Here is a 17,923-nt window from a genome sequence, read left to right as displayed (position 1 = left end):
CTTGCATTGGTGCTCAGTTAACTTGACGCAGATCAACACAGCGCTGGCTAAAAGCCAGCGCAAAAGAGGTAGTGCTAACGGAGTAAGGCTGAAAAAGGCAGGATTGTTACGGTATCGCCACTTTGTACACCGGCATTGTCAGCGGCTAACACAATGTAGCAATTGGCGTTAGCAATAGAACTAAGCATACCTGAGCATTGCGCGCCCAACGTTTTCACTTTCAGGCCAGTATCGTCCTGCCAAAACCAGCCACGCTGAAAATCCTGCCGCCCCGACTGTTTCTTCAAATCTACCAGCGTTTGAGCTTGCAAGGTTGACGGAGCGCTTGCCGTCAATTCGCCCGCGAGCTTACGTAATACCGGTTGCACCAATTGCTCCAGCGTAACCACCGCCGCAACCGGATTCCCCGGCAAACCAAAAAAGTAACACTGTTTCAGCTTACCAAACGCAAACGGTTTACCCGGTTTTATTGCCACTTGCCAAAAATCAATCTGGCCAAGTTTATTGAGAATTTGCCGGGTATAGTCGGCATCGCCCACCGACACGCCAGCGCTGGTTATCAACACATCTGCTTCTGCCATCGCGTGCTGAAAAGCGTTTTCGAGCAGCTTTGGATCATCAGGTACTAAGCCTAAATCGATAATGTCTACATCCAGGCGTTGCAGCATGGCTTTTATAACATAGCGATTGCTGTCATAGATTTTACCCGCTGGCAACTCATCACCGGGCGCAATCAGCTCGTCACCACTGGATAACACTGCCACTTTCAGTCGTGGCTTTACCTTTACCGTGGCAAAACCAAGTGACGCTAATAAACCAATATCAGCCGGACGCAATTTGTGGCCCGCAGCAAACACCAACTGCCCGCTACAGATATCTTCGCCCGCCTTGCGTACATGCTCACCAACGTCAGGGATCAGCTGGCAGGTTATGGCTGGCAGGCTATTACGATCGGCTACCTGACTAACAAGTTCTTGCATCACAACCGTATCAAGATCTGCGGGTAACACAGCACCTGTAGTGATACGGACACAGGCCCCTGCAGGTACTTTTTCGCTAAACGCATGTCCGGCCAGCGCTGCGCCGACAATAGTTAAAGGCGCATCAGGTGACACCTCTGCGGCGCGCAGTGCATAACCATCCATGGCGGCGTTATCATAACCAGGCACATCAATGGCTGAGAAAACGGCTTCAGACAACACTCTGTCTAGTGCCTGCGCCAGTGCAACAGACTCAACGCCAGCTTTGGCATCAACCTGTTCTAACATCGTCTGAATCGCCTGCCCGGCGCTTAGCATCGGTTTTTTCATTGCTTAGCCATTCCCTTGCTGATTGACCATCCAAACGGCAGCTTCAACGCGGGAACGCAGGCCAAGCTTTTTCAGTAAATGCTTAACATGAACCTTAACAGTGCCATCAGAGATATTAAGCTCACGGGCAATCAGCTTATTGCTCAGCCCTTTGGCGATAAAGCTCAGAATTTCATATTCACGGTTGGTCAGACTGTTCAGCTCTGCCGGGCTCTTCACGGCCGGACGGCGTAACGCCGTTGCTAAAACCTGTGTAATAGCTTCACTGAGCACCATTTTGCCACTGATAGCGCGCTTAATGTACTCAAGTAACACTTCTGGATCGCTGTCTTTTAATAAGTAGCCATCGGCGCCGTTGCTGATGGCATTAACCACATCTTCATCTGCATCGGATACCGTTAGCATAATAATACGAGAGGTTACGCCCTCGTCACGCAGCCGTTTCAACGTAGCAATACCATCCATACCCTGCATATTTAAATCCAGAATAATCAGATCCGGATCTAATTCTACTGCCAGAGGGATCGCTTCAGCGCCACTGCTGGCCTCAGCAATCACTTCCAGATCATCTTCAAACGCCATCAACTGCTTTAAACCTTTTCGCAGTAGCGGGTGATCATCCACTAACATGATACTGGATTTGTGTTCTGACATTGTGCACTCCATACCGATTTCAATTCGCTTGTATTGCTATTAGCTTATATTACACAGGGCATAAGCTTGATTTAAATCATTAATTCGCAAAACACCAGATTTCCCTCAATTAGCACCATTGCAAAACTAAAATCTAAGCCATTGTTTTAACTGAAAATAAAAAGCGGAATCAACAGATATACCTCATTATGAGTACCCCAAGCTAACCTTCTGGCGTAACGAGCTAACTCCGAAGATGCATTGTGACAACCGCTTTCAGCCTGCATAGTTTCAACAGCTTAAAATGCTATTCCCAACAGGAGTAAATTATGTCCGATTTAAAAAAGTGGCAGCCTGAAGATGACAGTTTCTGGTTGCAAACCGGCAAATCGATTGCTAATCGCAACTTGTGGATCTCGATCCCCAGCTTGCTGTGTGGCTTTGCCGTTTGGATGATGTGGAGCATCATCAGTGTACAAATGCTCAATCTAGGTTTTCCCTACTCGGCATCCGAGCTGTTCACACTTGCCGCTATCGCTGGCTTAAGCGGTGCAACGCTGCGTATCCCTGCCAGCTTCTTTGTGCGCCTGTGCGGTGGCCGCTATACCATTTTCCTCACCACCAGCTTGCTGATATTGCCAGCGCTAGGTACCGGTATCGCCTTACAGGATCAGAATACGCCGTTCTGGGTGTTCCAACTGATGGCATTACTGTCAGGTATTGGCGGTGGTAACTTTGCAGCCTCGATGTCTAACATCAGTTTTTTCTTCCCGAAAAAGCAGCAAGGCCTGGCACTTGGGTTAAATGCGGGCTTGGGTAACTTTGGCGTTACCACGATGCAAATTCTCGTGCCCCTGTTTATGACATTTGGTGCGTTCACGGTATTTGGCGGTGGCGAGCCTATGGTATTGCAAAAAGCCAGCGGCACGTTAATTGGCAGTATACCGGCTGGCAGTGAAACCTGGATCCAAAATGCCGGTTTCTTATGGCTGGTGTTTTTAGTGCCGTTAGCTTTTGCTATCTGGTTTGGTATGAATAACATCAACACCGAAGAGGTCACGCCGAAGCTGCCAAGTGCAACAAAGTCGTTTGCTATTATGTTGGCGATGTACATTATCGGCTTTATCACCTCAGTTATCGGCCTGTGGCTCATATTACCGGAAGCCGCTAATGGTTCTGGTTTTAGTATTCCGAAAGAGCTTGTGTTGCTGCTGGTATTGTTCGCCACGGTGATGGCGTTAAAAGTATTACCCGGCGCGATTCGTACCAGCCTGGAGCGGCAGTACAAAATATTCAACAACAAACACACTTGGGTAATGAGTGTGCTTTACGTGATGACCTTTGGCTCTTTTATCGGTTTTGCTGCGGCCTTCCCACTATCAATCAAGGTGATCTTTGGCTACAGCCACGTACTGGTTGATGGTGTGATGACCCACACAACGCCTAACCCAAATGGCCCAAGCGCACTAACCTATGCCTGGATCGCACCTTTCATAGGAGCCTTGATCCGCCCGGTTGGTGGTTGGTTATCAGATAAATGGGGCGGTGCTTTTGTTACGCAAATTTGCTCGGTGGTGATGGTGAGCTGTGCACTGGGTGCAGCGTATTACATGCAGCTGGCCTATCAAAGCGCGACACCTGAGCAATACTTTGTGCCTTTCTTCTTAATATTCTTGGGATTATTTGCAGCCAGTGGTATTGGTAACGGCTCAACGTTCCGCACCATTGCTATTGTGTTTCCAAAAGAGCAAGCCGGTCCGGTGCTGGGCTGGACATCTGCGGTAGCAGCCTATGGCGCATTTTATATCCCTCAGGTATTTGGTGAGCAAATTAAAGCCGCCACCCCCGAGTATGCCATGGTTGGTTTTGCTGCCTTCTATGCCTTATGTTTGATTGTTAACTGGTTCTTTTACCTGCGTAAAAGCGGTGAGTTTTATAATCCATAACAATAGTAATAATAAAAAAGGGCGCTGTATGCGCCCCTTTTTATTGCCGCTATTTTATATCCGATGTTAAGCAGATTTACTTTGCAGCAAAAACTCTGGTGTAAAACTAAAATACACGCCAGTGCCGCCCGTTGTGCGCGGTTTAATGTCAATATTCCCTGCTAAATGCTTACTGCGCTCCTGCATAATGGCCAGGCCGTAGTGATTTAATTTTTCAGCCGCTTCCGGTATACCCACGCCGTTATCTTCCACCGCCAGCTCTATCTTATCTGCACTGTGTTTTAAACTGATCAGCAGCTCAGAGCCCTTGCTATGGTGCACCGCATTCTGACTGGCTTCACGAATGATCTGCAGCACATGAATTTCTTCATGCGGCGCCAGCGGAATATTAGTCAGCTGATAATCTAACCTGATTTGTAAATCAGATTGCTCTGTTAATTGTTTCACTGTGGTTTGTAACGCGCTTAGCAAGCCAGTACCGTCTACTTTTAACCGGAAAGTGGTCAGAAGTTCTCTGAGTTGGCGGTAAGCAGAATCAAGCCCTTGCTTTAACTCGTTCGACACATCGTCAATAACGGCTTTATTGTCTTTTTCAATCGCTTTGTTTAACCGTGTTACCTGGATCTTCAAATAGGATAAGGCTTGCGCTAATGAATCATGCAATTCGCGGGCAATGACGGTACGCTCCTGCATCAGCGCCAACCGCCGCACTTGTTGCTCTTCAGATTTTAAACTCAGCGCCAACGCAAGCTGATCAGCAACAGACGCCAATAGCTGTTGCTGCCAGGACGCTAATCCCGCCTTTGACACCACCCGCGCAACCAGTACGCCATACTGTTTCCGATCCCGTTTGAGTACATAGTTAAACTGACTGCTATTGCAGTCTGATTTAGTTGGCAATTCCAGACAATCGGCACAATTTTGTGTGCTGCAGGGATCATGCGCGGTGTCATCGCCTAACAACTGCATAAAGGGCTTGTCACCCTCATCGGTAAATAAACACAGCTCCAAATCGTCTAATTTCACCACTTGTTTAAGTTCAGTGATGATGCCGCTGAAGTCGCTATACTCTGGCACATGCTCACTGATCCGCTGCGCGGTGTTATATAGAAACCGCAGCGTGGTATTGGTATTTTTCAATGCTTCCGTTTGCTGCTCTACCCGCTGCTCCAGGTTGCCATACATATAGGCAATAGAATCATTCATTTTATTAAAGCTATGCGCCAGGGTACCCAACTCATCTTTATTATCCACCACCACCCGGTGGGTAAAATCGCCCATCGCCACCCGTTTTGCCCCCTGGGTCAGGGCTTCCAATGGTTGCTGCACTTTAACTTTTAACCAGTACATCACTACGGCCGATAACAATACTGTCAGCATCAGCGCCACTAACTGCAGGGTACGGAAACTACGCACCTTGGCTTCAGCATCTTGCTGAATATAGGTAACCAGTTGCTCCAGCAGCTGAATTTGTTGTTGCAATGCCTGTTCTAACAAACCGGCATCAGCCGCTGCAACTAATTGTGGTTGTAACTCTAACCAATGCTGGTTCGCCTTATCAAATTGCTCTGCTATCTCGTTGTTATGTAAAAAGCGGCTAAATACCGGGTGCCGCCAACTTTGTTCAAACTCAAGTCGGGCTTGCGCTATTTTTGCCGTATCACCCTGCTCAACCAGCCACGCCATACGATAGGTTTGCATCCTGAGCGAACCGGCAATATTCACCGCATGCGCATCATGCTCTGTCTTATCAGACAACCAATACGACCATAGCATCGTACTGACCGCCAGAATAACAATACAGGCCAAGGCAACATTTATTCGCGTAACAATAGAAAACTGACGCATAACTACTCCACTTAATAAGTATGACAAGCATACCCTTTTTTAACGCTGTTGCCCGACCGCACAAAACATCAGCGAAAAAATCGAGCTACCTCCATTTTCTCAGCGGGGTAGGCGCTTCCCGCACTAATGAACAATAAGAGGTATATAGCTGCGTATTTTCAGGCATTTCGCACTTACCCACACTACCACTTTGTGGGTATTTTCGTTTTTTATCAGCTATTTAGCGCTATGGCAGCTTTGATCCAAATCAATCATTATCCATGGGTACTTTCTATTATGTGCATACCAGAAAAGCAATAAGTCTGTTCATGCAGGACAAGACCAGGAGTAAATCATGAGTCACCTACTCGATAAGCTGCGGTTTTTCAAAGCCCGCAAAACACCGTTCGCCGATGGTCACGGTGTCACCACTAATGAAGACAGAACCTGGGAGCAAGGTTACCGTCAGCGCTGGCAACACGACAAAGTAGTCCGCTCTACCCATGGTGTGAACTGTACCGGCTCGTGCAGCTGGAAAATCTACGTGAAAGATGGATTGGTTACCTGGGAAACACAGCAAACTGATTATCCACGCACCCGGCCGGATCTGCCAAATCATGAACCCCGCGGCTGCCCACGTGGTGCCAGCTATTCCTGGTATATCTACAGCGCTAACCGCTTAAAGTATCCCAAAGTGCGCCAGCAATTAATGAAGCTGTGGCGTGAAGCCAAAGCCGCACATAAAGATCCGGTTAAAGCCTGGGAATCAATAGTTACCGATCCGGTAAAAGCAAAAAGCTATAAAGAGCGCCGCGGTTTAGGTGGCTTTATCCGCGCCAGCTGGGATGAAGTAAACGAGCTTATCGCCGCATCAAACGTCTATACCACCAAAACTTACGGTCCGGATCGGGTAACAGGCTTCTCCCCTATCCCGGCAATGTCGATGGTATCTTATGCCGCCGGTGCCCGTTACTTATCATTGATTGGTGGTAACTGCTTAAGTTTTTATGACTGGTACTGTGACTTACCGCCGGCATCACCACAAATATGGGGTGAACAAACTGACGTACCAGAGTCTGCAGACTGGTATAACTCAAATTACATCATTGTCTGGGGCTCAAACGTACCGCAAACCCGTACTCCAGATGCGCACTTCTTAACAGAAGTTCGCTATAAAGGCACAAAAACCTGTGTTATCACCTCAGATTACTCAGAAGCCTCTAAATTTGGTGACACCTGGCTGGCTCCACGTCAGGGTACTGACGCCGCACTGGCGATGGCCTTTGGCCACGTGATCTTAAAAGAATTCCACGTTGATAACCCAAGCGCGTATTTTACTGACTATGTAAAACGCACCACTGACATGCCAATGCTGGTTATGCTGGAGGAGCAAAACGGCAAACTGACTCAGGGCCGTTTCCTGCGCGCCGCCGATCTGGTTAATAACCTGGGTGAAGATAACAACCCGGATTGGAAAACCATTGCCATCAATAGCGACGGCCGTTTAACCAGCCCGAACGGAGCCATTGGTTACCGCTGGGGCCAGGCAGGCAAGTGGAACCTGGAGCAAAAAGACAAAGACGGCGACATCGATCTGCAGCTGACACTAAAAGACAGCTACGATGAACTGGCTGATGTGGCCTTCCCATACTTTGGTGGCGCACCACACGAGTACAAGTACTTTCAGCATACCGCACACGACGACGTACAGATGCGCAAGATCCCGGCGAAAAAAGTCGAGCTTGCCGATGGCAGCACCGCACTGGTTGCTACCGTGTTTGACTTGATGCTGGCGCATTACGGCGTAGATAACGGTATCAATGATGCCAACCGCGCCAAATCTTACGATGACAGTGTGCCGTACACGCCGGGTTGGCAGCAGCCTATTACCGGTGTTAACCCGGAAGATGTAATCCGTGTAGCCCGCGAGTTTGCCCGCAATGCGGATAAAACCCGTGGCCGCTCTATGGTTATCGTTGGTGCTGCGCTAAACCACTGGTACCACATGGATATGAACTACCGTGGCTTGATCAATATGTTGATGATGTGCGGCTGTATTGGTCAGAGCGGTGGTGGCTGGGCGCACTACGTTGGCCAGGAAAAACTGCGACCACAAACCGGCTGGACACCACTGGCGTTTGCCCTTGACTGGCAGCGTCCACCACGTCATATGAACGGCACCTCGTTCTTCTACAACCACTCTAGTCAGTGGCGCTATGAAAAACTCGACATGGCTGAAGTGGTCTCTCCGCTGGCCAATAAAGAGAAATGGACCGGCAGTATTGTCGACTTTAACAGCCGGGCCGAGCGTATGGGCTGGCTGCCATCAGCACCACAGCTGGGCACAAACCCGCTGCACTTGGCAGCACAGGCTAAAGCGGCAGGCCTGGATGTAAAAGACTACGTGGTGCAGCAGCTAAAAGATCGCAACATTAAGTTTGCCTGCGAGCAGCCGGAAGATCCGAAAAACTTCCCACGCAATATGTTCGTCTGGCGCTCTAACCTGCTGGGCTCAAGCGGTAAAGGTCATGAATATATGCTGCGCCATTTCCTGGGTACCAAGCATGGTTTATTAGGTAAAGATCTGGGCGAGTTTGGCGGTAAGAAACCAGAGGACGTGGAATGGACCGATACACCAGCTGAAGGCAAAGTAGACTTGTGGGTGACATTGGATTTCCGTATGTCTACCACCTGTTTGTATTCAGATATCGTGCTGCCTACCGCAACCTGGTATGAAAAAGACGACATGAATACCTCAGACATGCACCCGTTTATTCACCCGTTAACCGCGGCTATCGACCCGGTATGGGAAGCGCGCAGCGACTGGGAAATCTTTAAAGGTATCGCCAAAGCGTTCTCAAAAGCCGCCGTTGGCCATCTGGGTGTAGAAACCGATGTGGTAACCACGCCAATGCATCACGACACCCCTGCCGAACTGGCGCAGCCTTATGGTGTTAAAGCGTGGTGGAAAGGCGAATGTGATGCTATTCCGGGCGTTACCATGCCACACATCAACATTGTTGAGCGTGACTACCCCAATACTTATGCCCGCTTCACGTCAATTGGCCCCTTACTGGAGAAAATTGGTAACGGTGGTAAAGGCATCAGCTGGGATACCAAAGAGGAAGTTAACTTCCTGAAGAAACTAAACCGCGTTCACACCGAGGAAGGTGCGAATAAAGGCATGGCGAAAATCGACAGCGCCATCGATGCCGCAGAGATGATTCTATCTTTGGCACCAGAAACTAACGGCCATGTGGCAGTTAAAGCCTGGGATGCCCTGAGTAAAATAACCGGTCGCGACCATACCCATCTGGCACGGCCAAAAGAAGAGGAAAAAATCCGCTTTAACGACATCGTGGCGCAACCGCGCAAAATTATCAGTTCGCCAACCTGGTCAGGGCTGGAAGATGAACACGTGTCCTACAACGCCGGTTATACCAACGTACACGAGCTGATCCCATGGCGCACCATTACCGGCCGTCAGCAGTTCTATCAGGATCATGAGTGGATGCGCGATTTTGGTGAGCAGCAATGTAGCTACAAACCACCCATTAACCTGAAAACCGTACAGCCGGTGCTGAACAAAAAGCCTAATGGCAACAAAGAGGTGGTACTGAACTGGATCACGCCACACCAGAAATGGGGTATCCACAGTACTTACTCAGACAACCTGCTGATGCTGACACTGTCACGCGGTGGCCCAATTGTCTGGCTCAGTGAAACCGATGCCGCTGCCGCCGGTATTGAAGATAACGACTGGATTGAAATCTTCAACGTGAACGGTGCCATTGCCGCCCGAGCAGTAGTATCGCAGCGGGTACCTGAAGGTATGAGCATGATGTACCACGCTCAGGAGCGTATCGTGAACGTGCCTGGCAGTGAGCAAACCGGCACCCGCGGTGGTATTCACAACTCGGTAACCCGGGCTGTGATGAAGCCCACCCATATGATTGGTGGCTATGCCCAACAGGCATATGGTTTTAACTACTACGGTACCGTCGGCTGTAACCGCGATGAATTTGTTGTGGTACGCAAAATGAACAAAGTCGACTGGCTGGATACGGAATAAGGTTGGAGTAAGCGAAATGAAAGTAAGAGCCCAAATAGGCATGGTGCTGAATTTAGACAAGTGCATTGGCTGTCACACTTGCTCCATCACTTGTAAAAATGTCTGGACCTCACGCGAAGGCGTGGAATACGCCTGGTTTAACAACGTTGAAACCAAACCAGGTATCGGTTTTCCCAAAGAGTGGGAAAACCAGCAAAAATGGAACGGCGGCTGGGTTCGCAATAAAAGCGGCAAGCTGGAACTGAAGATCGGCGGTAAACGTCGCATTCTGGCTAATATTTTTGCCAACCCGGACTTACCGGAAATTGACGATTATTACGAGCCGTTCGATTTTGATTACCAGCACCTGCATACCGCAGGTGACAGTAAGCATCAACCGGTTGCCCGTCCGCGTTCGTTAATCAGCGGTCAGCGCATGGAGAAAATTGAATGGGGCCCGAACTGGGAAGAAATTCTCGGTACCGAATTTGCCAAACGGAAAAAAGACAAAAACTTTGATGACCTGGTGCAAAAGGACATTTACGGTCAGTTTGAAAAGACCTTCATGATGTATTTGCCACGCTTGTGCGAACACTGCCTTAACCCGGCGTGTGTTGCTTCATGCCCAAGCGGTGCCATTTACAAACGGGAAGAAGACGGCATTGTGCTTATCGATCAGGACAAATGCCGCGGCTGGCGTATGTGTGTGTCAGCCTGTCCGTACAAAAAAATCTATTACAACTGGAAAACCGGCAAATCAGAGAAATGTACTTTCTGCTTCCCGCGCATTGAAGCCGGGCAACCGACGGTATGTTCAGAAACCTGCGTTGGCCGTATTCGTTATTTAGGTGTGCTGTTGTACGACGCGGACAAAATCGCCATTGCCGCCAACACGCCAAACGAAAAAGATTTGTATCAGGCACAGCTGGATATTTTCCTCGATCCGAATGACCCTGTGGTGATTGCCGCCGCCCGTGCTGAAGGTATCGGTGAAAACTGGATTAAAGCCGCACAGCGCTCACCGGTGTACATGATGGCAATGGATTGGAAGGTAGCACTGCCACTGCACCCGGAATACCGCACCCTGCCTATGGTGTGGTACGTACCACCACTGTCACCTATTCAAAGTGCAGTCCAGGCCGGCCATGTTGGTATGAACGGTGAAATTCCGGATCTGAAATCACTGCGTATTCCGCTGCGTTATCTGGCGAATATGCTGACCGCCGGTGATGAAGCGCCGGTCGTCAGAGCCTTAGAGCGCATGATCGCGATGCGCGCCTTTAAACGCTCACAGCAGGTGGATGGTGTTGAAGATGCCGATGTGCTGAAACAAGTCGGCTTAACACCGGTACAGGTTGAAGAAATGTACCGCTATATGGCGCTGGCTAACTATGAAGATCGCTTCGTCATTCCAACCAGCCACCGTGCCTATGCAGAAAATGCCTACGATCTGAAATCAAGCTGTGGTTTCAGCTTTGGTAATGGCTGTGGCGATGGCAATAACAGCGTAAACCTGTTTGGTACTAAAGCCAAAGGCGTGCGTCAGGTTATTCCGGTGGACGTTCAGGAGTAAAAATTATGCCTATATTACAACTTTTATCTTTGCTGCTGGATTACCCGAAACAGCCGCTGCTTGAAGCAAAAGACGAGCTATTAACGATAGTGGCGCAAGCCACTATCGACGACTCGCTCAAACAAGCGATTAGCGCTTTCATAACCGAGCGTACTGGTGGTGAATTAATGGATTGGCAGTCAGACTATGACGGCTTATTTGAACGCGGCCGCTCACTATCACTGTTGATTTTTGAGCATATCCACGGTGAATCGCGCGATCGTGGTCAGGCCATGGTCAACCTGCTGGCGCAATACCGCGAAGCCGGTCTGGACATTGGTGTTAAAGAGCTGCCCGACTACCTGCCGCTGTACCTAGAGTTTTTATCCACCCAGGGCGAACACAATGCGAAGTTGGGGCTGGAAGAAATTGCCCCCGTGTTAGCGGTACTGCAATGCCGCCTGGAACAGCGCAGCAGCAATTACGCGGGTCTGTTTAGTACCTTACTGGCACTGTCTGAGGCAAACATCGATTTGTCAGATATTAAACAACAGATTAAATCGGAGAAACGCGACGATACGCCCAAGGCTTTGGACAAAGTATGGGAAGAGGAAATGGTCAGCTTTATCGGCAATGAGCAAACCAACCCGGCCTGTGGTACCGGTAATAAACCATCTGAAGGCCAACGTCGTGATCAGTATATTCCGCTTAGCACCGAGCTGTTAAGCAGCAGCGCAGCGGAAAGCACCTTATACCAAGCCGCCGAAACGCGCGCATAAAGGAGTTTTAACATGGCACAGTTAAATATGTTTGCCTTTGGCATTTACCCCTACATTGCCATCGCCATTATGGTTATTGGCAGCTGGATCCGCTATGACAGAGAACAATACACCTGGAAAAGCAGTTCAAGTCAGCTATTGGAGAAAAAACAACTGCGACTGGGCAGTATTCCATTTCACATTGGTATACTGGGTATCTTCCTGGGCCACTTTTTTGGTTTGTTAATGCCAAAAGAAATCTGGCACCTGTTTGGTATCACCGCAGAAATGAAACAGATGATCGCCGTTGGTGCTGGCGGCTTATTTGGCCTGATTTGCTTCTTTGGCTTAACTGTGCTGATCAAACGTCGTTTGGGCAATGCACGCATCCGAGCCACCAGCAACACCATGGATATCGTGATTTTATTCCTGTTGTACGCTCAGCTTATCCTTGGTTTGCTGAGTATCTTTGTATCGCTGGGCCATATGGATGGTACTGAGATGCTTAAACTGATGGCCTGGGCGCAAAATACCGTAACCTTTAACAGCGTGGCAGCGGCAGAAGCGATTAGCGGCGTACACTGGATTTTTAAAATGCACGTGTTTCTGGGCATGACGTTGTTTGTGGTATTCCCGTTCAGCCGTCTGGTACATATGTTAAGCGTACCGGTGCAATACATGCGCCGCCAGCACCAAATAGTACGCCAGCGCTTTGTACGTTAAACGACGAGGAAATAACAGATATAGCAAGCGAAAGGTTGGGGCCGCGGCAGGTCGGCACAGAGTGTCTGAGTGAGCGCGCAAGCAGCGAGCGAGTTGCTGTGACGACCTGACGGGGTTCCCAACCTGAAGCCAGCAGATACACTTTCTGGCTCCGGGAGGCTTTAAGCCGGTGTTGCACACAAAGACGCCGTAAATCCTTCCCTGGAGGCTCCTCTTTGGCATCCATGCCAAAGACGCTTTGTTTAGCAACAACGGCTCGCCTCCCTCAGTGGAACGGAGGCGAGCTAACAGGCTCCGATTACAGAGGTTTAAAATGATACAAGTCAATAACTCCAGTATCAGCGAAGCGGCAATTATGGCCGAAATGCAATACCACCCGGCGGGTACCAAGCGCACGGCCATGTTAAAGGCCGCCGAATCGCTGATTATCGGCGAACTGCTGCGGCAACGGGCGCGTGAGCTTGGTTTGGTGGTAAAAAGTGAAGCCAATACGGCCAGCGACGATAATTTTCTCGACGCGCTAATTCAGGCAGAAGTCGTTATTCCGCAAGCCAGCAAGCAAGAGTGCGAACAGTATTACACGCTAAACCCGCAGCGCTTTGCCAGTTCGCCACTGCTTGAAGTCAGCCATATTCTATTAGCGGCCGCACCAGAGGATGATCAGCAGCGCGTAGAAGCCAAAACGCTGGCGCAGCAGCTTATCGAAAAACTGCAGCAAGGCGAGATACTGGCAGAACTCGCCCGGAATTATTCAGCCTGCCCTTCTAAAGAAACCGCGGGTAGCCTTGGCCAAATTAGTCGCGGCCAAACGGTACCTGAGTTTGAGCGGCAAATTTTCAGCGCCGAACCAGGCCTGCTGCCGCAACCTGTAGAAAGTCGCTATGGCTACCATATCGTACATATTGCGCGCAAAGTACCAGGTAAGTTATTACCTTTTACTGCTGTTGAGCAAAAAATCGCTGAGTACCTGAATGAAAAAGTACGCCGCAAAGCGGTGGCTCAGTATATTCATCGTTTAATTGTCGCATCCGACATTTCCGGCTATGACTTTAACCTGTCCGACTCGCCGTTAATGCAATAACCCTCATTGTTGTAAACGTTGGCACGTCAGTGCGGTTAGCCACTTTGCTGGTTAACCGCACTGACTTTTGCTGTTTAAGCGCCGCTGTTTCACGCTAATACCCATACGGATACCACCCTACCAACTTATAGGTAACACTTTAATTTAATTATATAAATTTCAATTTAGCGCTAAGATCGCACTGCATTTAAGCTGAAATAAGCAAAGGAAAACCTCATGAAAGCTTTCTCTGTAGTTATGCTGGCTGCTGTACCTTTCTGTTTTACTTCATCGGTGCTTGCTAACGACGTAAGTACCGCCTTACAACAAAGCAAAGTATCGGCCAATTTCCGCTACCGTCTGGAGCACGTTGAACAGGATAACGCACTGGATGATGCCATTGCCTCAACGCTACGCAGCAGGCTTACAGTTACCACAGGTAAAGCTTATGGTTTTAGCGCTCTGGTGCAACTGGATAATGTCAGCCTGCTGGCCAACGACAATTACAACAGCACCTACAATGGTAAAACCGGTTACAGCGTGGTGGCCGACCCTAAAGGCACCGATATTAACCAGGCCTTACTTAGCTATCAGACTGAACAGGGCACCAGCTTCAGCGCCGGGCGTCAGCTGGTCAATCATGGCAACCAGCGCTTCTTAGGTGGTGTAGGCTGGCGGCAGAATGAGCAAACATTAGACGGTTACCGCCTGCAACACAGTTTTGCTGAAAAGGTTAATCTAGAGCTGGGCCACTACTACAACGTTAACCGTATTTTTGGCCCTAAAGGCGCAGCAGCGGATCAGCACGGCAATTTCAATACCCTGAGTGCACAGTGGCAAGCCAATGCAGAACACAAATTTATGGTCTTTGGCTACGACTTTGAATTTGACAACTGGGCCGCGCGTAGCAGCCGTACTCTGGGGCTGGACTATCAGGGTAAAGTTGCTGCACTACCCCAACTAAGCTGGCATTTAGCCGTGGCACAGCAAGATGATGCACACAATGCGACACAAGACTTTAGCCATAACTACCACCGTATTAGCCTGAACTGGGCGTTTAGCGGCGTGACGCTGCAGGTCGGCCAGGAACGTCTGGCAGGTGATGGTCAAAGTGCGTTTCAGACGCCACTGGCGACGTTACACGCCTTCTCTGGCTTTGCCGACATGTTCTTAAATACGCCAAACGGCGGTTTGCGCGATAACTGGCTAAAGCTGAATACCAAATTCAAAGATGTTGGTTTGATGCTGAGTTATCACCAGTTTGACAGTGACACCAGTAGCGTCAGCTACGGTGACGAATGGAACACCGTGGCCAGCTATAACCTCAATGCTCAGCTATCAGGCATGCTGAAACTGGCACGCTACAATGCTGATACCTTAGGTGTAGACACCACTAAGGTCTGGCTGATGCTGAGCTATCAATTGTAACCTTTCCTGGAAAATCCACGTTAGCCACTTTGTGTTGGCACCTCTGCACCGCCCCTGGTTTTCAGTGGGCGGTTTTTTATTTCTACATTGCCACATGCCGTTACTATGGCTTTACCTCTGAAGGGGTAACAGCTTCAGCATTGATGCACTCTGGCGCCCGGCACAGGATTATCACCGGATAAAACTTGATCCAGATCAAAGCCTGCCCTCCCCTCTGATTTAAGCTAAAACACAATATGTAGACGTAATAAGCAAAATCAACACTACATAAGGGATTTTATGCTGAAATTCACCGACGAGCAAATTGCCTTTCAGGAGGTGCCAAACGAGGTGTCGCTGGCCTTTACTATTGCCGGCTGCCCGCTCGGGTGTAAAGGCTGTCACAGCAGTTATAGCTGGCACAGTGAACAAGGCACCCGCTTAAGCCCGGATTATTTATTGCACCGTTTGGCCAGCTATGACGGCCTTATCAGCTGTGTACTGTTTTTAGGGGGTGAATGGCAACCTCAGGCGTTGTTGCCATTGCTACAGCTTTGCACAAGCCGAGGCTTAACTACCTGCCTGTATACCGGGCTGGACGACGTTGATGCTGAGCTTAAAGCCGAGCTGACTTACCTGAAAACCGGCCGCTGGCAAGCTGAACTGGGCGGTTTAACCAGCCGGCACACTAATCAAAGATTCTATGACTTACGCACAGGCCAATGCCTGAACCACTTATTTATCGAACAATAACAGAGGGATACCCTATGCAAGCGTTAAACTTTCATCAGCTGCAACAAAAACTCAGTTTTATTGATCGCTACCTGCATGCAGGCAACGCCGCTGACGGCTCGAAGCTCGATGCCAATGCTAACGTGACGCAAAAAAACATTGCGACGCTGGAAGCTGAACTGATGAAAGATCAGTTTATTCAGGTAAACCGCGCGTTAGTCAGCAATAAAATCAGCGAACTGTTTGGTGCTGAACTGGCGGCTGAATACCTGCGCCAAATTACCGATCACGAAATATACGTGCACGATGAAACCAGCTTAAAGCCCTACTGTGTCTCCGTTACCATGTACCCCTTTTTGCGTGATGGTTTAACCAGGCTCGGCGGTGAGTCACGCGCACCGAAGCATTTAGAATCCTTCTGTGGTTGCTTTGTTAACTTTGTCTTTGCCGTTTCAAGCCAGTTTGCCGGCGCAGTAGCCACGGTAGAGTTTTTAACCTATTTCGACTATTTTGCCCGCAAAGACTACGGCGATAACTACTTGCAAACCCACCGCAAGCAAATAGAAAACCACCTGCAGCATGTGGTGTATGCATTAAATCAGCCGGCCGCAGCGCGCGGCTATCAAAGCGTGTTCTGGAATATTTCAATCTACGATCAGCATTACTTCGACAGCATGTTTGGCAACTTCGTGTTTCCTGATTTCATCAAACCACAGTGGCAGTCGGTGTCTGCGCTGCAGCATTTTTTCTTAAACTGGTTTAACCAAGAGCGCGAGAAAACCGTACTTACCTTTCCGGTGGTTACCGTCGCTACGCTAACCGAGCAAGGTAAATGCAAAGATGAGGCGTTCGCCAGCGATATAGCCGGGCAAATGGCACAGGGCAATGCGTTTTTTATCTACCAGTCAGACAGTGCCGACTCATTAGCCAGCTGCTGTCGGCTGCGCAGCGAAATCAGTGACAATACCTTTTCCTACTCGTTAGGGGCAGGTGGTGTGGCAACTGGCTCAATCAATGTTATTACCATTAACATGAACCGGCTGGTGCAGGATGGCCGGGACCTGGCCGCTCAAGTAAGCAAAATCCATAAATATCAGGTGGCCTATCGTAAGCTAATGGAAGAGTACCAGGCGGCAGGCCTGCTTACCGTGTATGACGCAGGTTTTATCAGTCTGGATAAACAATTTCTAACCATTGGCATTAATGGCATGGTTGAAGCGGCTGAATCGCAGGGCTTAGTTGCCGGTAATAACGCGCCCTACATACAGTTTGTGCAGCAACAGTTAAAAACCATTTTTGACGCCAACAAAGCCGCTAAAGCAAAGTACGGCTATATGTTTAATACCGAATTTGTACCAGCAGAAAACCTGGGCGTTAAAAATGCCAAATGGGATCGTGAAGACGGCTATCAGGTGCCTCGCGATTGCTACAATTCATATTTCTACGTCGTTGAAGACGAGCACAGCAACACGCTGGATAAGTTTCAGCTGCATGGCAAAACCCTGCTGGAATACTTAGATGGTGGCTCGGCATTGCATTTGAATCTGGAAGAAAAGCTCGACAAGGCCGGTTATCTGAAGCTGCTTAACATTGCCGCCACGACAGGCTGCAACTACTTTTGTGTCAACGTTAAAATTACTATCTGCAACCAGTGTGAAACCATAGATAAGCGCACGCTTTGCGCCTGCCCGTCTTGCGGCAGTGAAGATATTGATTACGGCACCCGGGTAATTGGCTATTTAAAGCGCGTATCAGCGTTTAGCAGCGGCCGCCGCCTCGAGCATGGTTTGCGCCACTACCACCGTGAGCAACCGCTCCACAAAGCGCAAAGCAGTACGGCGCGCAAAGTAAGCTAGCGCAGCCGTGTAAATATTACGCGGTTAAAACATACCGGCTGCGATACCTATTCAGGGGCATAGCCCCC

Annotated in this window: 12 protein-coding genes; 9 read left to right on the top strand and 3 right to left on the bottom strand. The window is 49.3% G+C overall.

The genetic code is table 11. The features are described from left to right. Nucleotides 1-74 precede the first annotated feature (74 nt). Both glp and narL read right to left on the bottom strand, forming a co-directional pair. Nucleotides 75-1,310: a gephyrin-like molybdotransferase Glp gene (gene glp, locus TK45_RS00580; protein ID WP_217350791.1), complete on the bottom strand. Its 1,236-nt coding sequence runs from the start codon at nucleotides 1,308-1,310 to the stop codon at nucleotides 75-77. A 3-nt stretch (nucleotides 1,311-1,313) separates the two neighbouring features. Beyond that, nucleotides 1,314-1,964 (bottom strand): two-component system response regulator NarL, encoded by a 651-nt coding sequence (gene narL / locus TK45_RS00575; protein WP_131256680.1) that lies wholly within the window; start codon nucleotides 1,962-1,964, stop codon nucleotides 1,314-1,316. Nucleotides 1,965-2,272: 308 nt separating this feature from the next. Here narL and TK45_RS00570 point away from each other — a divergent pair, with 308 nt between their 5' ends. Next, nucleotides 2,273-3,889: an MFS transporter gene (locus TK45_RS00570; RefSeq protein ID WP_131256679.1), complete on the top strand. Its 1,617-nt coding sequence runs from the start codon at nucleotides 2,273-2,275 to the stop codon at nucleotides 3,887-3,889. Nucleotides 3,890-3,955: 66 nt separating this feature from the next. On the opposite strand, the gene TK45_RS00565 is transcribed toward TK45_RS00570, so the two are convergent. After that, nucleotides 3,956-5,737: a histidine kinase gene (locus TK45_RS00565; RefSeq protein ID WP_131256678.1), complete on the bottom strand. Its 1,782-nt coding sequence runs from the start codon at nucleotides 5,735-5,737 to the stop codon at nucleotides 3,956-3,958. Between the two features lie 334 nt (nucleotides 5,738-6,071). On the opposite strand from TK45_RS00565, the gene TK45_RS00560 reads away from it, so the two are divergent. From TK45_RS00560 to nrdD, 8 genes are all read left to right on the top strand, one after another. Next, the gene (locus TK45_RS00560) at nucleotides 6,072-9,788 is read left to right on the top strand and encodes a nitrate reductase subunit alpha (RefSeq protein WP_131256677.1); all 3,717 of its coding nucleotides are present in this window, start codon (nucleotides 6,072-6,074) and stop codon (nucleotides 9,786-9,788) included. Between the two features lie 16 nt (nucleotides 9,789-9,804). Beyond that, entirely contained in the window at nucleotides 9,805-11,340 is a 1,536-nt protein-coding gene (narH, locus tag TK45_RS00555; protein WP_131256676.1) for a nitrate reductase subunit beta, read from the top strand. Between the two features lie 5 nt (nucleotides 11,341-11,345). Further along, on the top strand, nucleotides 11,346-12,098 hold the full coding sequence (gene narJ, locus TK45_RS00550) for a nitrate reductase molybdenum cofactor assembly chaperone (RefSeq protein ID WP_131256675.1): 753 nt from the start codon (nucleotides 11,346-11,348) through the stop codon (nucleotides 12,096-12,098). Nucleotides 12,099-12,110: 12 nt separating this feature from the next. Continuing rightward, nucleotides 12,111-12,800, top strand: a complete 690-nt coding sequence (gene narI / locus TK45_RS00545; RefSeq protein WP_131256674.1) for a respiratory nitrate reductase subunit gamma — start codon at nucleotides 12,111-12,113, stop codon at nucleotides 12,798-12,800. A gap of 313 nt (nucleotides 12,801-13,113) precedes the next feature. After that, nucleotides 13,114-13,881 carry a peptidylprolyl isomerase gene (locus TK45_RS00540; RefSeq protein WP_131256673.1) on the top strand — a complete coding sequence of 256 codons (768 nt, stop codon included), beginning with the start codon at nucleotides 13,114-13,116 and terminating at the stop codon, nucleotides 13,879-13,881. Nucleotides 13,882-14,097: 216 nt separating this feature from the next. Beyond that, nucleotides 14,098-15,288 (top strand): hypothetical protein, encoded by a 1,191-nt coding sequence (locus TK45_RS00535; RefSeq protein WP_131256672.1) that lies wholly within the window; start codon nucleotides 14,098-14,100, stop codon nucleotides 15,286-15,288. A 279-nt stretch (nucleotides 15,289-15,567) separates the two neighbouring features. After that, nucleotides 15,568-16,020, top strand: coding sequence for an anaerobic ribonucleoside-triphosphate reductase activating protein (gene nrdG, locus TK45_RS00530; RefSeq protein ID WP_131256671.1), 453 nt, complete (start codon nucleotides 15,568-15,570; stop codon nucleotides 16,018-16,020). Between the two features lie 14 nt (nucleotides 16,021-16,034). Beyond that, nucleotides 16,035-17,855 (top strand): anaerobic ribonucleoside-triphosphate reductase, encoded by a 1,821-nt coding sequence (nrdD, locus tag TK45_RS00525; protein WP_131256670.1) that lies wholly within the window; start codon nucleotides 16,035-16,037, stop codon nucleotides 17,853-17,855. Nucleotides 17,856-17,923: the final 68 nt, after the last annotated feature.

This window comes from Bowmanella sp. JS7-9 (assembly GCF_004329715.1).
GTDB classification, from domain to species: domain Bacteria; phylum Pseudomonadota; class Gammaproteobacteria; order Enterobacterales; family Alteromonadaceae; genus Pseudobowmanella; species Pseudobowmanella zhangzhouensis.
The sequence above is the reverse complement of the archived record's forward strand: the minus strand, read 5'-3'. Positions and strand labels throughout refer to the sequence as shown.

Excerpts from the sequence above, each read along its gene's own strand:
- TK45_RS00540 (WP_131256673.1), top strand. The coding sequence starts at position 13,114 with ATGATACAAGTCAATAACTCCAGTATCAGCGAAGCGGCAATTATGGCC.
- narH (WP_131256676.1), top strand. The coding sequence starts at position 9,805 with ATGAAAGTAAGAGCCCAAATAGGCATGGTGCTGAATTTAGACAAGTGC.
- narI (WP_131256674.1), top strand. The coding sequence starts at position 12,111 with ATGGCACAGTTAAATATGTTTGCCTTTGGCATTTACCCCTACATTGCC.
- narL (WP_131256680.1), bottom strand. The coding sequence starts at position 1,964 with ATGTCAGAACACAAATCCAGTATCATGTTAGTGGATGATCACCCGCTA.
- TK45_RS00535 (WP_131256672.1), top strand. The coding sequence starts at position 14,098 with ATGAAAGCTTTCTCTGTAGTTATGCTGGCTGCTGTACCTTTCTGTTTT.
- TK45_RS00560 (WP_131256677.1), top strand. The coding sequence starts at position 6,072 with ATGAGTCACCTACTCGATAAGCTGCGGTTTTTCAAAGCCCGCAAAACA.
- TK45_RS00570 (WP_131256679.1), top strand. The coding sequence starts at position 2,273 with ATGTCCGATTTAAAAAAGTGGCAGCCTGAAGATGACAGTTTCTGGTTG.
- nrdG (WP_131256671.1), top strand. The coding sequence starts at position 15,568 with ATGCTGAAATTCACCGACGAGCAAATTGCCTTTCAGGAGGTGCCAAAC.
- TK45_RS00565 (WP_131256678.1), bottom strand. The coding sequence starts at position 5,737 with ATGCGTCAGTTTTCTATTGTTACGCGAATAAATGTTGCCTTGGCCTGT.
- narJ (WP_131256675.1), top strand. The coding sequence starts at position 11,346 with ATGCCTATATTACAACTTTTATCTTTGCTGCTGGATTACCCGAAACAG.
- nrdD (WP_131256670.1), top strand. The coding sequence starts at position 16,035 with ATGCAAGCGTTAAACTTTCATCAGCTGCAACAAAAACTCAGTTTTATT.
- glp (WP_217350791.1), bottom strand. The coding sequence starts at position 1,310 with ATGAAAAAACCGATGCTAAGCGCCGGGCAGGCGATTCAGACGATGTTA.